Below are 20,787 nucleotides of genomic sequence, written 5' to 3'. Positions count from 1 at the left end.
TATGAAGCTGACGGTTCTAGGCTCGGGCACGTCCATTCCGCATCCCAAACGTGCGAGTTCAGGCTATTTTGTCGAAGCGAACGGCGGGACAATTCTGCTTGATTGTTCAGGGTCGATCGCGACGCGAATGGCCGCCGCCGGACTGAAATGGCCCGAGCTTGACGCGATCTGGATCTCGCATTTTCACCTGGACCACGTCGGCGGTTTGCCTTCTTTGCTTGCCGGAACGAAACACGCCGCCGAGATGCGCGGCCGTACAAAACCGCTGCAGATCGTCGGGCCTGTCGGGCTGAAAGGGCTGATCGAACGCTTTGATGCCGTGCGTGATTACAAGCTGCTCGAACAGCCGTTTCCTGTGGAGATCGCCGAGTTCGAGCCGCAGGAGCCTATTGAGATCGCGGGAATGAATGCCGTTACGCTGAAGACGCCGCACACGCCCGAAAGCCTCGCAATTCACCTGCGCGACTCCGACGAAAACACGCTCGTTTATTCCGCCGATACGGGATTCACGCTCGAACTAGCCGTCTTTGCACGGCTATGCGATCTGTTCATTTTGGAATGCTCGTTTCCCGCCGACAAACCCGCCGAAAAGCATCTCGACCTCGCCGAGGCCATGTACATCATCCGAAAAGCCAAGCCCAAAAGGGCGATGCTGACGCATTTTTATCCCGAATGGGACAGGGTCAACTTTCTGGAGGAGGTCGCGAAATACGACCCGCCGTGCGAGGTCATCGAGGCAATGGACGGCCTGGTTGTCTAAGATCTCGAACTGCGTTTGGCTAATGCCATCAGCTCTTCGGGCAACCATTTTTCGAGGTTCTTTTCTTCAGCACCGGCGATGCCGCGGTCGCGATTTCGCCATTCTTTCGCGGGATCGTCCTCGCGGCCGGACTGTTTAGGATAGTTTTCGACCTGTTCGAGGCTGATGATCACGCCGTGGACGACGTCGTTCCAGTCCTCATTCTGAATACCGCGAAGCGTTACGGGCAATCCGGCCGTCCAGTCTTCTTCGGGTGCGATATTGTCGTATTCGGGAATGGTCAGAAACGCAGTTTCAGGGAACTGACTGCCTGAAAACTCGCTCAAAAGCTGCGACTTTACGGCGGCATAATCCGCATTGGGATTTGATTCTCGGATCGCAACGGCACGCTTGAAGATGTCTGTAACAGTCGGTCGGCTCATATTTCGAACAACAGATTACCACAGATGGCCGCAGATGATAATCTTATCCTAAATTGCCATGAGAAATTTTATTTACAAACTTCATTTGATATTAGGTGCTTTGGCGGCAGTGCCCGTACTGGCGTGGGCGGCGAGCGGATTCCTATATGCACTGCCGAATACCATCGAAGGCGGCGTCATCGAAAATATCGACGCATCGCGGGTTGCCGTTTCGCCGGCGGCGGCGATGGCAAGTGCGAACGAGCTTGCCGGACGTCAGCTGCCGACGACGGCACTGACTCTGCTCATGAAGGACGGCAGGCCGCAATATCAGGCGGTCGGCGGGCTCGGTGCGGAGTCGATCTTTATCGATGCCGAAACAGGTGCCGCCGCATTTTCGAAACCGCCGTCGCTAAAGACACGTTTTTTCCGCGAGGCGCATTTCTACTTTTTTGCGGGAAAATGGCAGGTGACGCTGCTGCTGATCTTTTCGGCGATCGCGGCTTTATCGGCTCTTTCGGGCATTTATTTGAACATCGCCTACTGGACACGGCGGCTACGCCGCAGAGGCAGCGAAATTCAGGCATAAATTGCTTGTAAAAACGCATCTAAGCGGATAATCTTTGGCATAAGAAGCCGTCTAGTTATGAGAACCTTTTTACTTACAGCCGCCGTTCTTTTCCTGCTTGTTCCCGCATTCGGCCAGAACGAATCTGCACCGATGCAGGAAAAAGAGATCAATTACAAGAACTGGACCTACAAGAATTTAAGGACAGGAGAAAACGCAGAACTGCGTTCGATGATCGCGGGCAAAAAGGCGGTGATGCTTGTTTACTATGCTCCTTTTTGCCTGAACTGGCGGCACGACGCTCCTATCTTGCAGAGCCTCTATGACAAGTATGCCCCGCAGGGCCTTGAGATAATCGCGATAGGACTTTACGATCCGGCCGCGGCGATGCGTAGAAATCTGGATCAACTGAAGATCACGTTCCCTGCCGTCATCGAATCAGAATCGCGTGCCGACCGCACGTCATCGCAGCATTATGTTTACCGCCGCTCCGTGGGCGACAACCGCGGCTGGGGCACGCCGTGGTATGTTCTTTTCTCGCCGAACGAGGCCGAGAAAACTGGCGATGTTCTGCTGAAAAAGGCGAACGTCATCAACGGCGAGATCGTCCTCGAAGAGATAGAAACCTTTATCCGCGGTAAGCTCGGGATCAAAGCGGCGGGACAGGCCGTTTCAGCGACGGAAAAAGAAATTGAACCCTGTGATGAAGGTAAAAAAGTGCCTGAACTGAGGAAGCCGTGCTAGTCATTTATCATTTAGCATTTAGCATTTAGCAGTTTGCATTTATCGGTCAGCAGCTAGACTCTTTCCTTTTTCCTTTTTCCTTTTTCCTTCGTCTTGCGACTTCTGTCTTCTGTTTTGTGTCTTCCCACTCACGGCATCGCCACCAGCGTATCCGACAGCTTTTCAACAAGTTCGAGCAGCGGCCGGCCAGCGTCTGAAAAACGCCCGGCGGCGGCGAGCTGTTCGCATTCCGACGCCAACAGTGAAATTCCCTGTAAATTAAGCGCGTATTTCTGCAATGCGGGCTTTGTGCGAAATTCCGTCTCGAGAACCTCGATGCCCGCACGCAGGTTTCTTATCGCGGTGATGACGCTCCGCTTGTTGCTGTCGTTCGCATCGAGGGCAGCACGCGAGAGGCTGCGCGTTTTAGATTCGCGGTCGAGGTCCTCGATGCGGTTCGCGATGCCGCCGAGCGTGTAGAGGAACTTCGTCACATTTTTGATCTGTGTCGATGCTTTTTCGGCACCCAGCTTCACCTCTGCTGCTGCGGCCGCTGATGCAGCAGGTGCGGGCGGTGCAGGCGTGCGCCGCGGTGCGGGACGCCGCTGTGCGGATGCATCCAGCGAAATTATGCAAATTACTGTAAAAGCGGCAAATAAAAAGAGTGATCGGGTCATATCGGTGCGATGCGGCGTTCTTTAAGATCGGCCGCAAAAATCTTATCATAGTAGCAGATGCGTGAAAGGCCGCTCGAAGTTCGCCGTCTCGGCCGTGTTGCCTATGGCGACGGCCTCGAACTGCAAATGGAGTTGGAAACGCGTGTGATCGCTGAACGCATGCGCGACTATCTGCTCCTGCTCGAGCATCCGCATACATTTACGCTCGGCCGCCGTGCCAAAACGGACGGTGTGCTCGCGACGGCGGATCTGCTGCGTGCGATGGGCGTTGAGGTTTTTGAAACGAACCGCGGCGGACGCGTTACATATCACGGCATCGGCCAGGTCGTCGGCTATCCGATCGTGAACCTATCGCCGGACCGAGAGGACGTCCATCGATACGTCCGCGATCTGGAAGAAGTGCTGATCCACACGATGGGCGACTACGGCATCGAGGCGTTTCGCATCGAAGGCCTGACGGGCGTTCATACATCGGAAGGAAAGGTGGCGGCGATCGGCGTCCATATAAAACGCTGGGTCACGACGCACGGTTTTGCGCTGAACGTGAATACCGACCTGAGCTATTACAACTGGATCATCGCGTGTGAGGGCGAACCCGTAACGTCGATGGATCGCATTCTGGGCCGCAGTTTGGAAATGAGCGAGGTGGAAGACCGCTTGATTGAGAATTTTTGCAGTGTTTTCGGAAGCGTTCCCGTCGGTACAGAGATGCCGTCGGCCGTTTCGATCTAGGATATTGGAGATATTTATGAGAAGTACATCTTTTGTTTTTGTCCTTGGGGTTGCAATTTTGGGAACGTCACTTTTGATCGCGGGCTGCGGCGGGACTGCGTCGAACAACGCCGCGTCGAATACGGCCCCGGCGCCCGCAAATGCGAATGCCGGACCGCAAAATCTGAGCGTCGTCGAAGCCCCGCAAAGAATAAAGGAAATGATGACCGCCCGCGGTGAGCAGGATCAGGCACAGCCGGTGTTGAAGATCGTAGAACCGAAGGAAGGAGCGGTCGTGAACAGTTCGACAGTAAAGGTCAAGCTGGACATTTCGGGCGACCTGAAAGGCTACAAGCCGCATATGGACCACGAGACGAAAATGGGCAACCATATCCACGTCATCCTCGATAATCAGCCCTACGAGGCGTATTACAACCTCGATCAGGAGTTTGAGCTGAGGAACGTCGTGGACGGCGAGCACGTGCTGCGCGTTTTTGCTTCGCGGCCGTGGCACGAGAGCTACAAGAACGAAGGCTCATTCCAAATGGTGAAATTTACCGTCAAGAACGGCGGAGGCGACGCGAAACGGCCGACAACGACAGCCGAAAAGGAACAGGTGATGGCAAACAACAATTCGCAGCCGGCCGAAACGAAGCCCTCGCCGGAAGGCAAAGAAATGCGTCCGAGCAATGCCGGCCCTGTCGATGCTAAGAAGCCGCTGCTGACATTCAGCCGCCCGAAAGGCGAATATAAGGGCAACGATGCCGATCCGATAATGATCGATTTCTGGCTGACCAACGCGAAGTTGGCTGGCGACGGCGGCGAATACAAGATCAGATATACGGTGAATGGCGGCGAACCGCGTTTCATCGACCGCTGGCAGCCGATCTGGCTCGGCGGGTGGACGGCCGGACGCCACACCATTTCACTGGAGCTGCTCGACAAGGACGGAAATCCCGTTGACAACGGTGGCTACAATTCGACCGTGCGTGATTTTACGGTAGTAAAATAGTCTGGAGAAACGACACTAAATGCGACGAGACACAACATCGTGGTTCAGCCACAATTTGGGTATGGAAATGCCGCTGGTGGCATACGGCGACGCGGGCTATCCGCTGCTGATGTTCCCTACTGCAGCGGCAGATTATTTGGAATACGAGCGTTTTTATTTGGTTGACGCGATAAAGGAATTTATCGAAGCGGGAAAGATACGCGCCTATTCCATCAATTCAGTGAACCGCTACAGTTTACTAAACAAGGAATCGCACCCCGGCTGGAAGGTCGAGATGCTGACGCGCTATGACCGATACATCATGGAAGAGGTACTGCCGCTCATACGCAATGAGTGCGGTGCCGACGCAAAGCCTTTGACAACGGGCGCGAGCCTGGGCGCACTGCTTGCGGCAAACACCTACTTCAAACACTCGGATAATTTCCGCGGTACGATCGCGATGAGCGGCAGCTACGACATCTACAATTATCTTGAGAGCTACTACGACGACAACGTCTATTTCAACAATCCGTCGATGTACCTGAAAAACCTAAATGATGATTATCACCTGCCGCGTTTGAGGCGTGCCGATTCGATAGTGATAGTAACAGGGCAAGGCGCGTACGAGGCACCGGACCGCAGCCGCGAATTCTCCGGGCTGCTTCATTCAAAAGGCATCCCGCACCGGCTAGAGATCTGGGGACACGACGTGAACCATGATTGGGTTTGGTGGCGCAGAATGCTGCCGTATTACCTTGGAGAATTTACGAAGTAAGCAACTGCCCCGACAATGTAAAAGGGAGACAAGCCGTCTTGTCTCCCTTTCTTTTTCTGTTTTATTCTCCTAACTAACCCTCACCTTTCTTTCCCTGCCGACGCGGGCCTTCGGGCGTTTTTTCAGGCTGCGGATCGGGCCTAGGCGTTGATTGCACGCTTGGAGTCCTGACCACGATCGGCCTGTCGGGCGGCGGATCGTCCGAAGGACGCGGTGTCGTATCGGGACGCGGATCGTTCGGTTTCGGCTCGCCCGGCAATGGAGCGTCGGGATCGATCAGTGTTCCCGGCGTAAAGACTATACCCGAACGGCGGCCGCTCAGGTCAGCTTCTTCGAGCTTCTCAAGCTCCTCGCGTTTTCTCAGTTCTGCAGCACGTTTTATCTCAGGCGGCATTGGCGGCGGATCGGGGAATTTCACCATCGGCTTGCCTTTCATGAAAACGCTCATGAAGGCATTGAAATACGGAAGTGCGCCGCCGCCGCCCGTCATTCCGCGTCCTAAAGGTTCTTTCCGTTTCGGATTACCCATCCAAACGCCGGTCACATACTCAGGTGTATAGCCGATGAACCAAACATCGGTGTGGGCGTTTACCGTTCCGGTCTTTCCTGCAAGCGGATGCCCGGCCGCATTTGCACCGGACGCCGTTCCTCCTCCGCTCGTTACCCCTCGCATCATCTGCGCCATCGTCGATGCTACGTATTCGCTCATGACCTTCGTACTCTGGCCCTCGTTATCCTCGAGCAGGCTGCCGTCGCGGTTATAAACCTTGCGGATCAGATGCGGCATCATTCGTATACCCTTATTCGGAAAAGCCGAATAGGCGGCGACCATTTCCAGCAGCGACGCCTCAGAGGCTCCGAGAGCACTCGGCAGGCTCGGCGCCATCGGATTGGAGATGCCGAAACGGCGGACCATCTGAGCTCCCGCCTGAATACCGACCTGATCGAGCAGGTGAACCGCGGCGATGTTGTACGATTTCGCCAAGGCGATCTTCATCGGCACATTGCCGTGGCCGGGGCTGCCGTCATAATTCGTCGGCTGCCAGCCGCCGCGTTTTATCGGCGCGCCGCTGACGACCGTATCGGGCGTCATGCCCTCTTCGACCGCGGCCGCATAAATGAAAGGTTTGTACGCCGATCCGGTCTGACGAAGTCCCTGGGTGGCGTTATTGAATTTATTCGTGTGAAAATCGTAGCCGCCGACCATCGCCACGACCTCGCCGGTCTTGGCGTTCATCGTTACCATTGCGGCCTGGATCTCGGGCGTCTGTTCGAGCCGCACTTCGAGCGTCTGGTTCTCGTTATCGACCTTTTCGATGTAGAATTCAGCAAGAAAACCGGGCTTGAGTTCCTGACGCGGTGAACGGCCGGCACGGCCCATGTCGCCGGACCGCACGATCGCTTTGTAACGTCCGAAACGCACACCTACCTCATCGCTGTTCGGACTGGCACGCATTACGAGGCCTTTGATATATTCGCCCTCTTTGTATTCGTCGCCGTACCAATCAGGGTGCTTGTAGTTCTCAAGCATCTTCGACACGGTCGCTTCGTCGGTTACGGGGTTTCCCTCATCGTCGATCAGGATATCTTGATAGTCGGAGCGCCACTTTCGGCCCTTGTCGAATTGACGCAACCGCTCGCGGACGACACGCGTCGCCAGTTTTTGGGCGTCGACGTTGATGGTCGAATAGACCTTCAGCCCGCCCTGAGCGACGCGGGTCGTGTATTTCATCTCAAGGTAACGGCGTATCTCTTCAACCGGATAATCCCACGCAGTCGATTTAGGCTGTGCCTGATAATAGGCCGTACTGGCGAGCTGGATAGGCTTTGCTTTAGCAGCGTTTACGTCAGATTGCGAATATTTTTCAGGGTAATATTTCGCCATCTGGTCGAGCACGATGTCGCGCCGCATCCTCGCCTTTTCCATATTTCTCGTCGGCGAATACTCGGGCGATTTCGGAATGGCTGCCAGCAGTGCGGCTTCTTCCAGATTCAGGTCCTTTACGGATTTTCCGAAATACGTCCTCGAACCCGCCTCAAAGCCATAGGCTCCGGCGCCGAGGAAAACGTAGTTCATATACATCTCAAGGATCTGGTCCTTTGTGTAGAACCTCTCGATCTGCAGTGCAACGGCCCATTCGTTGACCTTTCGCGTATAGGTCTTGTCCTTATACAGGAAAAGGTTCTTGGCGAGCTGCTGCGTGATGGTAGAGGCACCTTCGACACGGTCGGACGTCAGGTTCCTGACGACAGCACCGACGATACGGTACGGGTCAATACCGATGTGGTCGCGATAGCGGTAATCCTCGATAGCGAGCAGTGCGTCGATGACGCGGTCCGGCACGTCCTGTATCTTTATCGGAATGCGTTTTTCAATTGCGAATTCGGCAAGTACGGTCTCGCCGTCGTCGGCATAGATGGTCGTCACCTGCGGCGGACGATACGTCGCAAGAGCAGAGACCTCGACGGAATATTGCGAATTGTTCAGGTAATACGATGCGAGCACGCCGGTCAGGCCGCCCGCTGAGACCGTCAGAACAATGGCCGAGAACCAAAATGTCAGCCACGAGGCGATGCCCTGTGCCGAGCCGGCCTCAACCGCCGGAAAACGTTCTGCTTCTACTGCCATATCGTGCTACTTCTCCTAATTAACAAATCGCCGCAACCGAATGCTGACTACAAATCCTATCGCTACGAAGGTCGTGAGCAATGCCGACAGCCCCGCGCTCATCAGCGGCAGCGGAACACCGATAACAGGCAGAAAACCCAGCGTCATCCCGATATTGATGAATATCTGGAAGACCATTCCGCTGACGATGGCCATTATAACAAGCATTCCCGCACGGTCGGAAGCCTCACGGGCACCCGCGATCATCCTCGAGAACAACAATGCGTAGGCCAAAAGCAGCGCCACGCAGCCGATGAAACCCGTATTTTCTGCCGTTACGGCAAAGATGAAATCCGTCTGCGGCTCGGGGAGAAATTTCAGAACACTTTGCGACGTTTCCGCATCGCCCTTGATGCCCGTCAGGCCGCCTTTGCCGACCGTGATCATGGACTGAACCGTATGATAACCGAAACCCCGCGGATCGACGCTCTCGGGATCAAGGATCGCCATGATCCGCTGCTGCTGATAGAGCTTGATCACGCCTGTATTCACGCCGACGATATATGCCGTCGGCAGGAAAACTGCGGCCGCCGCGATGGTCAATACGACATAGCGGATCTTTATCGCGGACAAAAAAAGAACGGCGCCGAGAAGCGGAAAATACGTTATTGCCTGGCCGGCGTCCGGCTCGAGCATGATCAGGCCGACCGGCCCTGAAAGTATCGCAGCGCCGACGAGCGTTTCCTTCAGCGTAAGCGGTTTCGGCTTTCGGGCTCCGAAATATTTCGCGAGCATAAGAACGGTCGGGATCTTCATGAACTCCGACGGCTGAAACTGCCCGATCAACGGCAGCCGCAGCCAGGCCTTTTGCCCGTTCACCTCAACGCCCAACGGCGTAAGTACTAGGAAAAGCAAAAACAGCCCGATGGCATAGAAAACCGGTGCCGCCTCTATGATGCGTCGAAAATCCGTGAACGCGACCACCACAAAGGCGACCATGGCGATCACGATGCCCGCTATCTGTTTTGACCAATAGCCTTCGCTCGGAACGGCGTTGTAGATCTGCCAAACGCCGAATGCCGAGATCGCGACGGCGAGCAGAGCCGTCTGCCAGTCGAGGTCGCGAAAGGAATGTTTTTCGAGAATGGCTGCCATCTACCTGCGTGCCACCTCTTTTTCAACATCGCCGCCGGGCCGTTTGGCCACATATGCGTCATAGATGCCACGAACGGCGGGAGCGGCGTGGCTGCCGCCGAAACCGGAATTCTCGATCAGAGCGAGAACTGCGATCTCCGGCTCATACGCCGGTGCGTAGCTGACGAACCAGGCGTGGTCCTTGTTCTTGCCTACGTCCTTTCCGAGCTCTGCGACCTGAGCGGTACCTGTTTTGCCGGCGATATCAAATCCCGGTATGGCGATCCGCGATGCGGTTCCGCCGCCGTTCACCACGGCCCACATTCCCTTTAGGATAACGTCCCATTTCTCGTCCGACATCGGGATCACTTTCGGGTCGGGATATTGAAACTTGAGACCGGGCCGTTCCTGCATGAACGTAGAAGTGCCGGGCTCGCCGACGGCTCCGATGGGCCGGACCTCTTTCATGAAATGCGGAATGTACTCTTTGCCGCGCATCCCGATCGCCGCGACAGCACGCAGCATCGAGATCGGCGTGACGACGACAGTGTCCTGGCCGATCGAGGCGTAAACAGTGCGGATGTCGCTCCATTTGCCTTCGTTCTTTACGACGTAAGACATCCACGATTTCGGCGTCTGCGGCACCTTTTCATTAGGAAGGTCGATGCCCGAACGCTTGTCAAAACCGTAATCCTCGATCATCTGGATCAGGCCGTCGATGCCCATCTTGAGAGCCAGGCGGTAGTAATAGCCGTCGCAGGATTTCGTGATCGCATAGGAAAGCGGCGGCGAGCCGTGACTGCCCATACAGCGTGTGAATTTATTTCCGATCGTGATGCCGCCGCCGCACGCCATGTTCGAATTGTTTACCGTGATGACGCCCTGCTGCAGTGCCGCAGCGGATTCGGGTATCTTCCATGTCGAGCCCGGCGGATAGCGCCCCTGTATGGCCCTGTTGAAAAGCGGCCGCTCCTCTTCCTGCCAATACTCTGCGATACGCTTTCGCCCTTCGGGCGTCGATGCACCGCGAACAAAGACATTCGGATCGAACGACGGAGCCGATGCCATCGCCAGCATTTCGCCGTTGCGTGGGTCCATCGCGATTATGGTGCCTCGTTTGGTGACCGATTTGGCGAGCTGCTCTTCGGCGGCCATCTGCAGATCGAGGTCGATGGACGTCACCAGATCCTGCCCCGATTGCGGCTGGACGACCTCAAGTTCGCTTTGAACGCGGCCGCGGCTGTCGACCAGCACCTTGCGGTAGCCCGGCCGCCCTCGCAGGTACTCGTCGTAATACTGTTCAAGCCCGCCTTTTCCGATGATGTCTCCGGGGCGGAAGCCGCGTTCCTGATATTTAGGATCCTCAAGCTGTTTCGGGCTTATCTCGCCGACGTAGCCGAGCACATGAGCAAGCGTCTCGCCCAGCGGATAAAAGCGCTGCGGCCGCAGTTCGACCCGAAGCTCGGGAAACTCAAGCGAGTGCGATTCGACCCAGGCGATGTCGCGCATATCGACGTTCTCTTTGAGCACCATCGACTCGAATTCGTTCTGCCGTCGGATCAGATTGAGACGTTCGACGACGTATTGACGGTCGAGCTTGAGCCCTTCGGCATACTCGTCTATCCGGTCGTTCAGGTCGATCCGCTTTAGAGGCACATTGGAAAGCACCACGTTGTATGTCGGCCGTGAATCGACCAATATGCGGCCTTCGCGGTCGAAGATCGCCCCGCGAGGCGCAGGAATCGGTATCAGGCGGACGCGCTGGCTTTCGGCACGTTCGGAGAAATGGTCGCCGCGGACGATCTGCAGGTGATAAAGACGCGCACCGAGTATAGCAAGCAGGACGAACGCCAATACCTGTATCACGGCGACACGGACGGCCAGGTTCTGTGCTTGATCTCCTATCTTCATTACTTCGCTATCTCCTGCCCAGGCGTATCGGGTTTCGTCTACGGGTATGCCTGCGTGCGGGAAAGTAATCGCTTTTCCGCGTTCGCGGCGTGGTACCCGAAAAGCTCTGGAGCATCAGAAAGATCATCGTGCCGACCACTGTCGTCCCGATCAGCGAATATGCCGCTGTGACCAACAGGTCGCCAACGGGAGGCTGTCCGAACATATTATGAAGGACGTAAACGGTCAGGTCATCAAAAATGCACGCACCTGCTAGGACGGGAATACGCAAAAGAACGTTGTCCAAATAGACCCTGCGTGCGATCTCGCTGACAATGTAGGCGACCAGTGTCTTGGCAAAAGCACCTGCACCGAGCAGCCCCCCGCTAAGCGCGTCCACCGCGAGTCCGGCAGCCGTCCCGAAAATGAGCGCCCGCATCGTGTTGCGGCCAACCGCCGCGTAAACGATCACGATCAGCGGCAGATCGATGTACATCAACGGTTCGAACACGTTGCGCAGCGTCCACTGCAGCGCAACCGCGACGATCAATGCAATTGTTAGGCGTACTCCTTCCACGTTAAGGTTCCGAATTACCTACGCTTCACGGCGTTGGGCAACTTTTGTTCAAATTCGGTTTTCTCCGGCGGCTCGTAAAGCAGGATCCCGACCTCCTGCATCGAATCCAGCCGTGCCGCCGGCCTGATCTGTATCTGATGCGGCGTCGTTGCGGAGCCCGGAACGATATTGACTATCTCGCCGATCTTCAGCCCCGCAGGGAAAATACCGTCCTGCCCGGTCGTGTAGACGATCTGTCCGACGCTGACCTCGATGCTGCCGCTGACGTATCTCATTTCCAGCAGGTCCTTTTTGCTGGTTCCCGATACGACGCCGAGAGCGTTTGACCCGCCGATCTCGCCAACTACGGCACCGACGCCGGATTTATCGCGCGTTATCAGATCGACCTGTGCGGTAAGAGGGCTGACCGCCGTTACGCGGCCCACCAGCCCGCCGCCCGTTACGATAGGCATGTTCAGCTTAACGCCGTCCAGGCTGCCGCGGTTTATGATCGACGAATCGAACCAAGCGGACGGGTCGCGGCCGATTATGCGTGCGGTCAACACGCGGTATTGCGTCTGTTCTTTTAGGTCAAGGAGCGAAAGCAGCCGGCGGTTTTCCGCGGCAAGGTCCTCTTTTTGACGTATTTCGACTTCCAGTTCCTGAATGCGCTCTTTTAAGATGGTGTTCTCATCCTGAGCAGAACGCAGGTTGGAGATCGACGTAAAGTAGTTTGAGATCGATGATGTAATGGTCGTCACCGGCGACTGCACAAAATCCGCTGCGGTCTGCGCCCATGCACGCACGACCCATTGGCCGGTCGTCCGGTCGCGAGCATCCAGAGCCATCAATGCGAAATTTATGAAAAGCAAGGCGAGCATCAGCCAGGGAGCCATTCGCCATACTTCGGTTTGACTGCGCTCAACCATCTAGTGAGTTGAGAGTTGAGAGTTGAGAGTTGAGAGTCTTCAATGCTCGCCCCTCTCGTCTCTCAACTCGATACTAAGTGCCTGTCATCAATGAATTGTCCCACCTGACACGCTTAAGAAGTTCGAAATCAGAGAGCATCTTGCCGGTGCCGAGCACGACCGAGGAGAGCGGATCGTCAGCGAGAGTAACGGGCAGCCCCGTCTCGATCATCAGACGCTTGTCGAGATTTTTCAGCAACGCTCCGCCGCCTGTAAGAACGATGCCGCGTTCGACGATGTCGGCAGAGAGTTCGGGCGGCGTACGTTCGAGGGCGACGCGGACGGCGTTGATGATGGTCGAAACCGAATCCGTGAGAGCCTCGCGGATCTCTTCGTCGGTCATCGTGACCGTCTTGGGAATTCCCTCGATCAGGTTTCGCCCGCGTACGTCCATCGTCAGCTTTTCTTCGAGCGGATATGCACTGCCGAGAGCGATCTTGATCGCCTCAGCCGTTCGTTCGCCGATCAGCAGATTGTATTTGCGTTTGATGTATTGCGTGATCGCCTCGTCCATCTCGTTTCCGGCGACGCGGACAGCACGCGAATAAACGATACCTGACAGCGAAATGACCGCGATATCCGTCGTGCCGCCGCCGATATCGACGACCATATTGCCGTGCGGCTCTGTGATAGGCAGCCCGGCACCGATAGCCGAAGCCATCGCTTCCTCAACCAGATAGACCTCCGATGCTTTCGCTCGATAGGCGGAATCCTCAACAGCACGGCGTTCTACCTGTGTGATCTCGGACGGAATGCCGATGACCACACGCGGGCGCACCCACGATTTGCCATTATGGGCCTTGCGGATGAAATGCTGGAGCATTTTTTCCGTTACCTCGAAATTAGCGATCACACCGTCCTTCATCGGGCGGATCGCGACGATGTTGCCGGGCGTGCGGCCAAGCATCTCCTTCGCGTCGCGGCCGACGGCCTCGACCTGATTCGTGACCTTATTGATGGCCACTATGGAGGGTTCTGAAACTACGATACCGCGGCCTTTCGCATAAACGAGCGTGTTCGCGGTGCCCAGATCGATCGCGAGATCGCTGGAAAACAGACTGAAAAGGGACTTGAATGCCATTATGTAAAACCAAAGATCCTATAACTCTACTACTTAGAACAATGTTAAACGGTGTGTTCGCCGCCCCGGCCGGGTGCATGATCAGTGCGTTTGGAGGGGGCGTCCGTCGCTCAAAATGTCTAACTTATTAGATTACACCTATTAACGCTTTGATTTCTAGTGAAAAGCCGATTTTTGCATAAAAAGATGCTTTTAGTGACAGATGGGCAAAAAAAGGCGGCCCCTTTTCGGGGCCGCCGGAGTTTGCTAAGGATCTCAGTGGTTCCTCTTTGTAGATGAGAAACTACTCAAGTCCGATGAAGTCGATATCGGTTAGGGTATCGAACACCTGAACGACACGCGGCGTGAAGCGGTAGCTGCGTGAGCTGACGCCCATCACATAGCTCTCGCCCACCGTGACGCCCTCGAACCGGTAGAAGCCGAACGACGAGGTCGTCGCCGTGCGTACCACTCCGTTCGCGTCCGTCATCGTGACCGTCGCGTTGCGAAGTCCGCGGCCGTCTGACGTCAGGACACGTCCCGATACGTCAACACCCGCTGACGTTGCGGTACACGAGATACCGGAAATGGTATCGACCCATGCTCCCGGTGTACCCGCCGCGACCACACTAGAATCGGTAGCCACGCGCCACTTCATCCTCACGATCTGGCCATTTGCCGTAGCCGGCAGATTGACCGTCGTAGTGATGTAGGCCGGTGCCGCCGTGGTGCCGCCCGAGAGGCCGCTCCATGCTTCGCGTCCCGCGATCGGGCTGCCGAATCCTGCGGATATCGTGCGGTTGTAGCCGCCCGTCACCCAACTGCCGCCTGCGGTGATGATATCCGCGAACGGACCGCCGTTGATCGAGATCTCGAGCACCATACCGTCAAAGCCGGTCGGGGCCGTTCCCGCCTCGAGGTTAAACGCGTTGCGGAACGTCAACTGTGAACCGCCTGCTGCGACGATGAACGCCGGCGAGACAAGCTCAGTGTTACTGACCGACGGGACAGATCCCGCGAACGCTGCGTTGAGCGGCGTGTCAGGATTGTTCGTCGTCGTCACCCACGGTGCCAAAACTCCGGTCGTCGTCGCCGCTGTCCAGCCTGCAGGCAGTGCCGGTGCGGTGAGAGTGTCGAAGTTCTGATCGCACGGTCCCGGTCCCGGTGACGGGCTCGGCGACGGGCTCGGTGAAGGTGACGGCGTCGGCGACGGTCCGCCGCCTATGTCGATACCGACCACATCGAACGGGAAGTCCTGAGGAACGTCAGGTGCCGATGCCGGATTACCCGTGTCGATAGCGGCCGTCCAGGTGTTCGTAGTACTCGAGAACTGCAGTGCGTTGTCGCCCGGTGCTCCTCTCGATCCTTCGATGGTCTTCGAAGGTGCGAAGTGTGCTCCGAGTGCAGTGATGCTCGTGCTCCAATCCAGCCAATACGTGCCCGGAGGCAGTGTCGTATTGATGCTGAGTGTGTTCCTCCAGATGCGGCGGGTCGTTCCCGGTGCCGATCCCGGAGGCGGTGCCACCGTATTGAAGATACGGAAGAACCCTGTATCCACTGAGCCGATCAAACGGTTCGTCGTCGTATCTCCGAAGATCACCGTTCCGCCTGCATTCGGCGGGCCGTTCCAGATCCTCAGCGTAGCTGCCGTGAACGGCGACGTTGTCGGGCCGCCCGTCTGATACGCATACGTATCTACGGTCTGCAGCTGACATGTCGTGCTGATCGTAAAGTCGTCAGCAAGACGGAACGTCGTCGTCGTTGTCACGCCGCCCGAGAATCCGGCCGATGTGTTCGCTTCGGCCGTGTTGCCCGTGTCGTTCTGCACCTCGCTCCAGAACGAGCCTGTAGGTGCCGCAACTCCGCTCTTCGTCAGCGGCTGCGGATTCAATCCGCCGTTGCTGAACGTACACGTTCCCGGTGTCGGGCTCGGTGACGGCGACGGGGTCGGCGTCGGCGAAGGCGTCGGTGTAGGCGTCGGCGTTACGCCCGGCGTCGGTGTTACCGACGGTGTCGGGGTCGGGCAATTGCCCTGGAACACCAGCGAGAAGCGGTGTATGCGGCCCGTGTCTGCTCCGGCGTTGTCACTGAACGTAATGGTCCAGTTGCCGTTCGGATCCTGTCCGTCGAACGCACTCAGAGGATTGTTCGGCGAATAGTTGCCTGCAGGGAAGCCTGCTGCCGTTCCGCCCGCGATGTCGCAGCCGTTCTCGACCGGCGGGAAGCCGCCGTCGTCATCAAGCAGTATCGCCGCAAGGTTGTTGTTGTTGCAGCCCACCGTTGACGGCGTAGGCACGCCCGGACGGTCAAAGACCGCTACCGTCGTTCCGCTCGGTGATTGTACGTTCACGATCAGGTCGCCGACCCATGAGTGGGCGACACCCACGTTGGGATCATTGACCGTTCCTGAGAATGTTCCGTCAAAGCGGAAGTTCATATCCGCGATGTTCGGTGCACCGGCAACCGGTACTGTAACCGAAACACCTGCAGGGTTGTTGTCAGGTATCGCAACACCCGCTGCGTTCTCATAGCTGAACACCAGATCGCATCCCGGTCCCGGTGTCGGGCTCGGTGAAGGCGACGGTGAAGGCGTTGGCGTCGGTGTCGGCGTCGGCGTCGGCGTCGGTGTCGGTGTCGGCGTTACGCCCGGGCTTGGCGTCGGTGTCGGGCCTGTCGGACAGCCTATTTCCACCGTGTCGATGCCGACGTAGTCAGAATTGGCTCCTGACGGACCGCCGTTCTCGACGAAGTATCGGAATGCAAAGCGTCCCGTTGCCGGGCCGCCAAGGCCGGATACCGTCACAGTGTACTGCGTCCATACGTTCGGATAGCTTCCCGGTCCTGTCAAAAGATAGGTGGGGTTGATATCCAGCAACAGTTCAGTGAAGTCAGCAGCATTCGTACTGGCTCCCGCCGTGCTCAATCGAACCTGCAGACGATCCGCAAAGGCAGGTGTCGTCACTGTCCTTGTCCAGAACGACATCGTCTGTCCGTTCGACAGCGTCACGACTGGCGTCATCATCCAGTTGCTGATAGTGCCCGACGGCGATGCTACGTTGTTGAAGTTAGCCCCAACGTAGCCGTTCGGTGCACCTGTCTGCGACGGGAATACGGCAGAGTTGCCCTGGAACCAGTTCGTCGTGCCAACGGCAGGCGTACTAAGGTTCTGCAGCGACCAACCCGCTCCGGGCAACGTTGTGATGTCGTCAAACTGCTCGGTAAGCGGTGTGCATCCGGGCGACGGTGACGGCGATGCTGTCGGGCTCGGTGACGGTGTCGGGCTCACTGACGGACTCGGTGAAGGAGTCGGTGTCGGTGAGGGGCTCGGGCTCGGTGAAGGCGTCGGTGACGGGCCTGCTCCGCAGCCGCCCGGTCCCGGCGTACACTGGCCGGCAGGAAGTGTCGCATTCAACTGCACCCCCGGCAAAATGACCGCCTGATTAAAGGAGTGCTGCGTGAACTGGGTTCCGCTGTTCGTCGCTTGTACGCCGACCGTTGCAGAAGCACCATTGGCCGTCGCGGCCGAAGCGGTCACCAACGTATATACATAGGAGAATGCTGACGAGCCTTCATTAAGGATCGCTGCGAAATTCAGCGTGATGCCGTCCGCCGCGACATTAGCGAAGTGCTGCGTTCTCCACTCGATAACGAGCTGGCGATTGGGTGCCGAGCCGATGGTATTTACAAAAATACCGCCGTTCGGGATACGAGTAGTGGCCGAATTCAAGTCATCCCAGAAGGGGAAGAGACGCGGCCCGGTAGGTGCTGAGGTGTGGGGCAATGCCGTATTCGTAAATGCCGTGGGTGCAGTTCCATTGACCTGAATTATGCCGTTGGTCGAAGCACTCAACGAAGTTACGGTCGTGCCGTACACCGACGAGGTCCAGCCTGTCGGCAGCGGAATGGTAACAGCGGCATCGTCTGCCTGGCTGCCCGCGACGAGCGTTCCGCCTGCCGGGATCGGGCTTGCCGTCGTGCCGCTAAAGGTATACGCATCGCCGGCTACGCCGACAGGGATCGAATAGTTGAAAGCTGCCGGCGAACCGCCGCCGCCGCCCGTATAGGTCACGGTCAGCGTCAATGCGATGTTCGTAAAGCAGGCAACCGTGTTATCCGTCGATACCTGGAACGGTGTCGTGTTATTTATAGGACCGCCGCCCGCAGGAATGTTCGGATATGCTGAATTCGGCTGCGAGATGGTAACGCCAGGCGTCGTCGTCGAAAGGACGGCCGTGATACCCGATGCTAACTCGCCCGAATTGTTCGAGAGCGGAATGTTGATGGTATTGCACTCGTTCGGCTCGATGATGGCGTTGCCGGACGTAACGACCGGCGGGCCGCCAGCCGAGACCTGGGGCGAGTCAAAAGCTTCCGTGACCGCCGTCGATGACTGAACGCTTGCAGAATATCCAAATCCGCGGATGCGGAAACCTTCGCGGACGTCGAGCGCGTCGGCAGGGGAATCAGGACCCGCCGATAGATTCGAAGCCGCTAAGATTATCGCATCGCGTTCCTGCAGCATGTTCGGGTTAGTCGGCGCGAGTTTCATACCGTCCGTGACGACCTGAAGTACGTCGCGTGTACCAACGGCAAATCCTTTGCGTTGGATGAACAGATGACGGACTTCCCAGAGGGCTGATTTCCAGATCTCACCGGCATTGTGCACCTGTGAGCAGTTGCCCGAGGTCGCAATGACCGGGCTACGCGGATACGCACTGGAAACTGCCGTGGTGGTTGTGCCGAGTGTGGTGTCACAACCCGTGTTGATATGGCCGAATGTCAGCGGGTTATGCGGACGATTGTTCGGGCCGCCGGTCGATGCCATGATGGCCGTCGGGAAGCGGCGGATACCGTAATAGTGGTTGGCAGTAAAGCCGGCACCGAGGTTCAAAAGAGAATAGCCGCCAAGGCCGTAAACGCCCATCGGGTCGTCGGTCGGCTCGGCAAGCATAGTGTGTGCATACCAGTCGCCCCAGCCTTCGCCCATCATGCCGCCCTGGTTGCCCAGGCCGCTGCCGTTGTTGTGCAGACGGTTCGAAAGGCCGTGCGAAACTTCGTGGATAACGATATCTGCGTCTGCCGTACCGTCGCGGTCGGGATTCGGACCGGTCCAGAGGAACATCTGCATACGTCCGCGGCTGCCGTCAGCCGGAGTTGAGAAGTTAGCGTTGTTGGTACCGCTGGAATCCTGGCCCTCTGATGAAACGCGATCGTTTGCGAGGCCGCCACGACCAAAGTTGTCGTTCTGGAAGTTGCGTGCAGCTTCGGTAAATCCGCGAGCATAAAGCTCTGACTGGTACCAGTTCATGATGTAGAACATCTGAATGACGGCACCGCGTTGAGCCTGCGCGGTCAGCGGATCATCACCCGGTGCCGGATTTCCCGGCGGAGGGTTCCATGTGGATGTGAAGACGCGGCATCCTGCGCCGGGACAGCCTGTGTCACCGGCCTGAGGAGCATCTACGCCGTTCGGTGCAACACGGTCAATACCGGCTTCGTTAAAGTTACCGTCGGTGACGTTCTGGCCGTCCGTGATCCAGCCAAGATTATTGGCAGAGAACGGGCCTTCGTTACCGATGAGGGTTACGCTGTTACGCGTAAGCAAAGCGCCCTGCGTACCGAGGCCCGGATCCATCGGTCCGGGTGACAGCGGTGCTGCGTGGTCAGCCACATTGATGTATGCGTTAGGATTCCTGTAAACCTGATAAGTTGCTGCCTGCGTCTGGTCGTCGGTGATATTCTTATGCCACAGGACCGTCTGCTTTTCAGCATCTACGATCACATAATAAGCATTGACCGGCTGCCAGATCAGGACACGCCATGCCGGGACGATAACGCCGGGCTCGGTCGGGAAATAGATCCTCTCAGCGGTCGTCGCCCAGTCGCCGGTTCCGTAAACGACAGTATTGTCGGTCGATTCAGCGGAATTACGTACAAATCGTCCGCCTTCCGGATTATGGCGAATGTGCTGAGCGGCCTTTCTGACGGCTAGGTCAGGGTTCCCGAAATCGCCGGAGATCGCACTGTAGTCAACGCCGGGGGCGAGGTTGTTGATGACGCGGATAATGCGTCCGTCGCGGGTAAAGCCCGCCTTTACCTCACCGCGGAAAACGGGCACGCCGTAAATTTCCTGTTCGAGGTGAGCGTAAGAGAGGTTTCCATCGGGATTGGTGTAGTCCGCAGCGACCTTCAGTTCGTCGATGCGTGCGGCCTCAAGGCCGACAAGGTTTTGGTTCTGTCTGACAAAATCACGGAGAGCTTCTGCTCGATTCTTGGAGGTCGGCTGAGAAAGCCATTCGATCCTCTGAGCCCAAACGTCGGGCGTGATGACCTCGGGAATCTGGATGTCGAGGTTGTATTCGACCTTGGCATTGGGAACGCGCTGTTTCAGCTCTTCCTCGCCGCGGACGAAATCCGCTCGAATATCCGCCACCGCTGCGGCGTCCTTGCCGGTGCGTTGACGGAAATAGCGGAGAGCCTCAGCGGCCTGATCGCCTTTTTCTTCGCGGATATCCCACATTTTGGGGATGCCCTCATCCTCGCTGACGGTCCTCCTGATGAGGCCGCCCACGTCATTGCCATTGCGCGGCGTATCAGAGCCCGCAGCGGCACTTGACCTGTACTGATACGGAACGGCGATGATCGCCGTGATCAGTGCTAATACAAAAAGACAGACAAGCGCGCCGACACGCGATCCTGAGTCTGTACGTCGAAACATAATAATACCCTCCAAAAGTTGTCAGTTGACCGAAAATGCAGAGCTGCGGACACAGAGCCCGTAACTCAAAGAAATCCTTTGATCCGAGAGAGCGGAATAATAGCGTTCCTCATTGATAGTTCGCACGCATGCGAATTGCTTTGCAGATGAAGACTGAAGCACTTCGTCGATCCCTATGGCGTCCGCGTCAAATCGCGTCCGACCGAAAAAAACTCTCAAACAATGATCGCTGTATTTGGAAATACGG

General features: G+C 57.0%; 15 protein-coding genes. 6 read left to right on the top strand and 9 right to left on the bottom strand.

The features are described 5' to 3' along the window. The first annotated feature begins 1 nt into the window (after position 1). Positions 2–760, top strand: coding sequence for a ribonuclease Z (locus IPM50_11565; protein ID QQS32294.1), 759 nt, complete (start codon positions 2–4; stop codon positions 758–760). Here the strand turns inward: IPM50_11565 and IPM50_11560 are convergent. Further along, positions 757–1,182, bottom strand: a complete 426-nt coding sequence (locus IPM50_11560) for a hypothetical protein (protein QQS32293.1) — start codon at positions 1,180–1,182, stop codon at positions 757–759. The two genes, IPM50_11565 and IPM50_11560, sit on opposite strands and share 4 nt — an antisense overlap. A gap of 58 nt (positions 1,183–1,240) precedes the next feature. Here IPM50_11560 and IPM50_11555 point away from each other — a divergent pair, with 58 nt between their 5' ends. Together IPM50_11555 and IPM50_11550 are read left to right on the top strand one after the other, a co-directional pair. Further along, positions 1,241–1,750 carry a PepSY domain-containing protein gene (locus IPM50_11555; protein ID QQS32292.1) on the top strand — a complete coding sequence of 170 codons (510 nt, stop codon included), beginning with the start codon at positions 1,241–1,243 and terminating at the stop codon, positions 1,748–1,750. A gap of 57 nt (positions 1,751–1,807) precedes the next feature. After that, on the top strand, positions 1,808–2,473 hold the full coding sequence (locus tag IPM50_11550) for a redoxin domain-containing protein (protein QQS32291.1): 666 nt from the start codon (positions 1,808–1,810) through the stop codon (positions 2,471–2,473). A 128-nt stretch (positions 2,474–2,601) separates the two neighbouring features. Here IPM50_11550 and IPM50_11545 read toward each other — a convergent pair whose 3' ends face one another. Further along, positions 2,602–3,129 (bottom strand): hypothetical protein, encoded by a 528-nt coding sequence (locus IPM50_11545; GenBank protein ID QQS32290.1) that lies wholly within the window; start codon positions 3,127–3,129, stop codon positions 2,602–2,604. A 57-nt stretch (positions 3,130–3,186) separates the two neighbouring features. Between IPM50_11545 and lipB the strand changes: the two genes are divergently transcribed. The 3 genes from lipB (at position 3,187) to IPM50_11530 (ending at position 5,606) form a co-directional block, all read left to right on the top strand. Beyond that, positions 3,187–3,861, top strand: coding sequence for a lipoyl(octanoyl) transferase LipB (lipB, locus tag IPM50_11540; GenBank protein QQS32289.1), 675 nt, complete (start codon positions 3,187–3,189; stop codon positions 3,859–3,861). Between the two features lie 16 nt (positions 3,862–3,877). Continuing rightward, positions 3,878–4,852 carry a hypothetical protein gene (locus IPM50_11535; protein QQS32288.1) on the top strand — a complete coding sequence of 325 codons (975 nt, stop codon included), beginning with the start codon at positions 3,878–3,880 and terminating at the stop codon, positions 4,850–4,852. A 67-nt stretch (positions 4,853–4,919) separates the two neighbouring features. Continuing rightward, the gene (locus tag IPM50_11530; GenBank protein QQS34512.1) at positions 4,920–5,606 is read left to right on the top strand and encodes an esterase family protein; all 687 of its coding nucleotides are present in this window, start codon (positions 4,920–4,922) and stop codon (positions 5,604–5,606) included. A gap of 73 nt (positions 5,607–5,679) precedes the next feature. Here IPM50_11530 and IPM50_11525 read toward each other — a convergent pair whose 3' ends face one another. The 7 genes from IPM50_11525 to IPM50_11495 all read right to left on the bottom strand — a co-directional run bounded on the left by IPM50_11525 (position 5,680) and on the right by IPM50_11495 (position 20,540). After that, positions 5,680–8,235: a PBP1A family penicillin-binding protein gene (locus IPM50_11525; GenBank protein ID QQS32287.1), complete on the bottom strand. Its 2,556-nt coding sequence runs from the start codon at positions 8,233–8,235 to the stop codon at positions 5,680–5,682. Between the two features lie 15 nt (positions 8,236–8,250). After that, a complete protein-coding gene (locus IPM50_11520) occupies positions 8,251–9,369 on the bottom strand; it encodes a rod shape-determining protein RodA (protein ID QQS32286.1) in 1,119 nt (372 codons plus the stop codon). Further along, positions 9,370–11,259: a penicillin-binding protein 2 gene (gene mrdA / locus IPM50_11515; protein ID QQS32285.1), complete on the bottom strand. Its 1,890-nt coding sequence runs from the start codon at positions 11,257–11,259 to the stop codon at positions 9,370–9,372. It abuts the gene before it with no gap. Between the two features lie 7 nt (positions 11,260–11,266). Then, positions 11,267–11,815, bottom strand: coding sequence for a rod shape-determining protein MreD (mreD, locus tag IPM50_11510; protein QQS32284.1), 549 nt, complete (start codon positions 11,813–11,815; stop codon positions 11,267–11,269). A 14-nt stretch (positions 11,816–11,829) separates the two neighbouring features. Further along, complete coding sequence (gene mreC / locus IPM50_11505; protein ID QQS32283.1) at positions 11,830–12,723, bottom strand: rod shape-determining protein MreC; 894 nt, start codon at positions 12,721–12,723, stop codon at positions 11,830–11,832. A gap of 73 nt (positions 12,724–12,796) precedes the next feature. Then, positions 12,797–13,843: a rod shape-determining protein gene (locus IPM50_11500; protein ID QQS32282.1), complete on the bottom strand. Its 1,047-nt coding sequence runs from the start codon at positions 13,841–13,843 to the stop codon at positions 12,797–12,799. 283 nt (positions 13,844–14,126) lie between these two features. Then, positions 14,127–20,540 (bottom strand): M36 family metallopeptidase, encoded by a 6,414-nt coding sequence (locus IPM50_11495; protein ID QQS32281.1) that lies wholly within the window; start codon positions 20,538–20,540, stop codon positions 14,127–14,129. Between the last annotated feature and the right edge of the window lie 247 nt (positions 20,541–20,787).

The organism is Acidobacteriota bacterium (assembly GCA_016700075.1).
Lineage (GTDB): Bacteria > Acidobacteriota > Blastocatellia > Pyrinomonadales > Pyrinomonadaceae > OLB17.
Note: the sequence above shows the minus strand (reverse complement) of the source record. Positions and strands in the feature narration are given on the sequence as shown.

Bases quoted from the DNA above. Each gene is read 5' to 3' on its own strand.
- IPM50_11550 (QQS32291.1), top strand. From the start codon at position 1,808: ATGAGAACCTTTTTACTTACAGCCGCCGTTCTTTTCCTGCTTGTTCCC.
- IPM50_11560 (QQS32293.1), bottom strand. From the start codon at position 1,182: ATGAGCCGACCGACTGTTACAGACATCTTCAAGCGTGCCGTTGCGATC.
- IPM50_11565 (QQS32294.1), top strand. From the start codon at position 2: ATGAAGCTGACGGTTCTAGGCTCGGGCACGTCCATTCCGCATCCCAAA.
- IPM50_11495 (QQS32281.1), bottom strand. From the start codon at position 20,540: ATGTTTCGACGTACAGACTCAGGATCGCGTGTCGGCGCGCTTGTCTGT.
- mreC (QQS32283.1), bottom strand. From the start codon at position 12,723: ATGGTTGAGCGCAGTCAAACCGAAGTATGGCGAATGGCTCCCTGGCTG.
- IPM50_11530 (QQS34512.1), top strand. From the start codon at position 4,920: ATGCCGCTGGTGGCATACGGCGACGCGGGCTATCCGCTGCTGATGTTC.
- lipB (QQS32289.1), top strand. From the start codon at position 3,187: ATGCGTGAAAGGCCGCTCGAAGTTCGCCGTCTCGGCCGTGTTGCCTAT.
- IPM50_11545 (QQS32290.1), bottom strand. From the start codon at position 3,129: ATGACCCGATCACTCTTTTTATTTGCCGCTTTTACAGTAATTTGCATA.
- IPM50_11555 (QQS32292.1), top strand. From the start codon at position 1,241: ATGAGAAATTTTATTTACAAACTTCATTTGATATTAGGTGCTTTGGCG.
- mrdA (QQS32285.1), bottom strand. From the start codon at position 11,259: ATGAAGATAGGAGATCAAGCACAGAACCTGGCCGTCCGTGTCGCCGTG.
- IPM50_11500 (QQS32282.1), bottom strand. From the start codon at position 13,843: ATGGCATTCAAGTCCCTTTTCAGTCTGTTTTCCAGCGATCTCGCGATC.
- IPM50_11520 (QQS32286.1), bottom strand. From the start codon at position 9,369: ATGGCAGCCATTCTCGAAAAACATTCCTTTCGCGACCTCGACTGGCAG.
- IPM50_11535 (QQS32288.1), top strand. From the start codon at position 3,878: ATGAGAAGTACATCTTTTGTTTTTGTCCTTGGGGTTGCAATTTTGGGA.
- IPM50_11525 (QQS32287.1), bottom strand. From the start codon at position 8,235: ATGGCAGTAGAAGCAGAACGTTTTCCGGCGGTTGAGGCCGGCTCGGCA.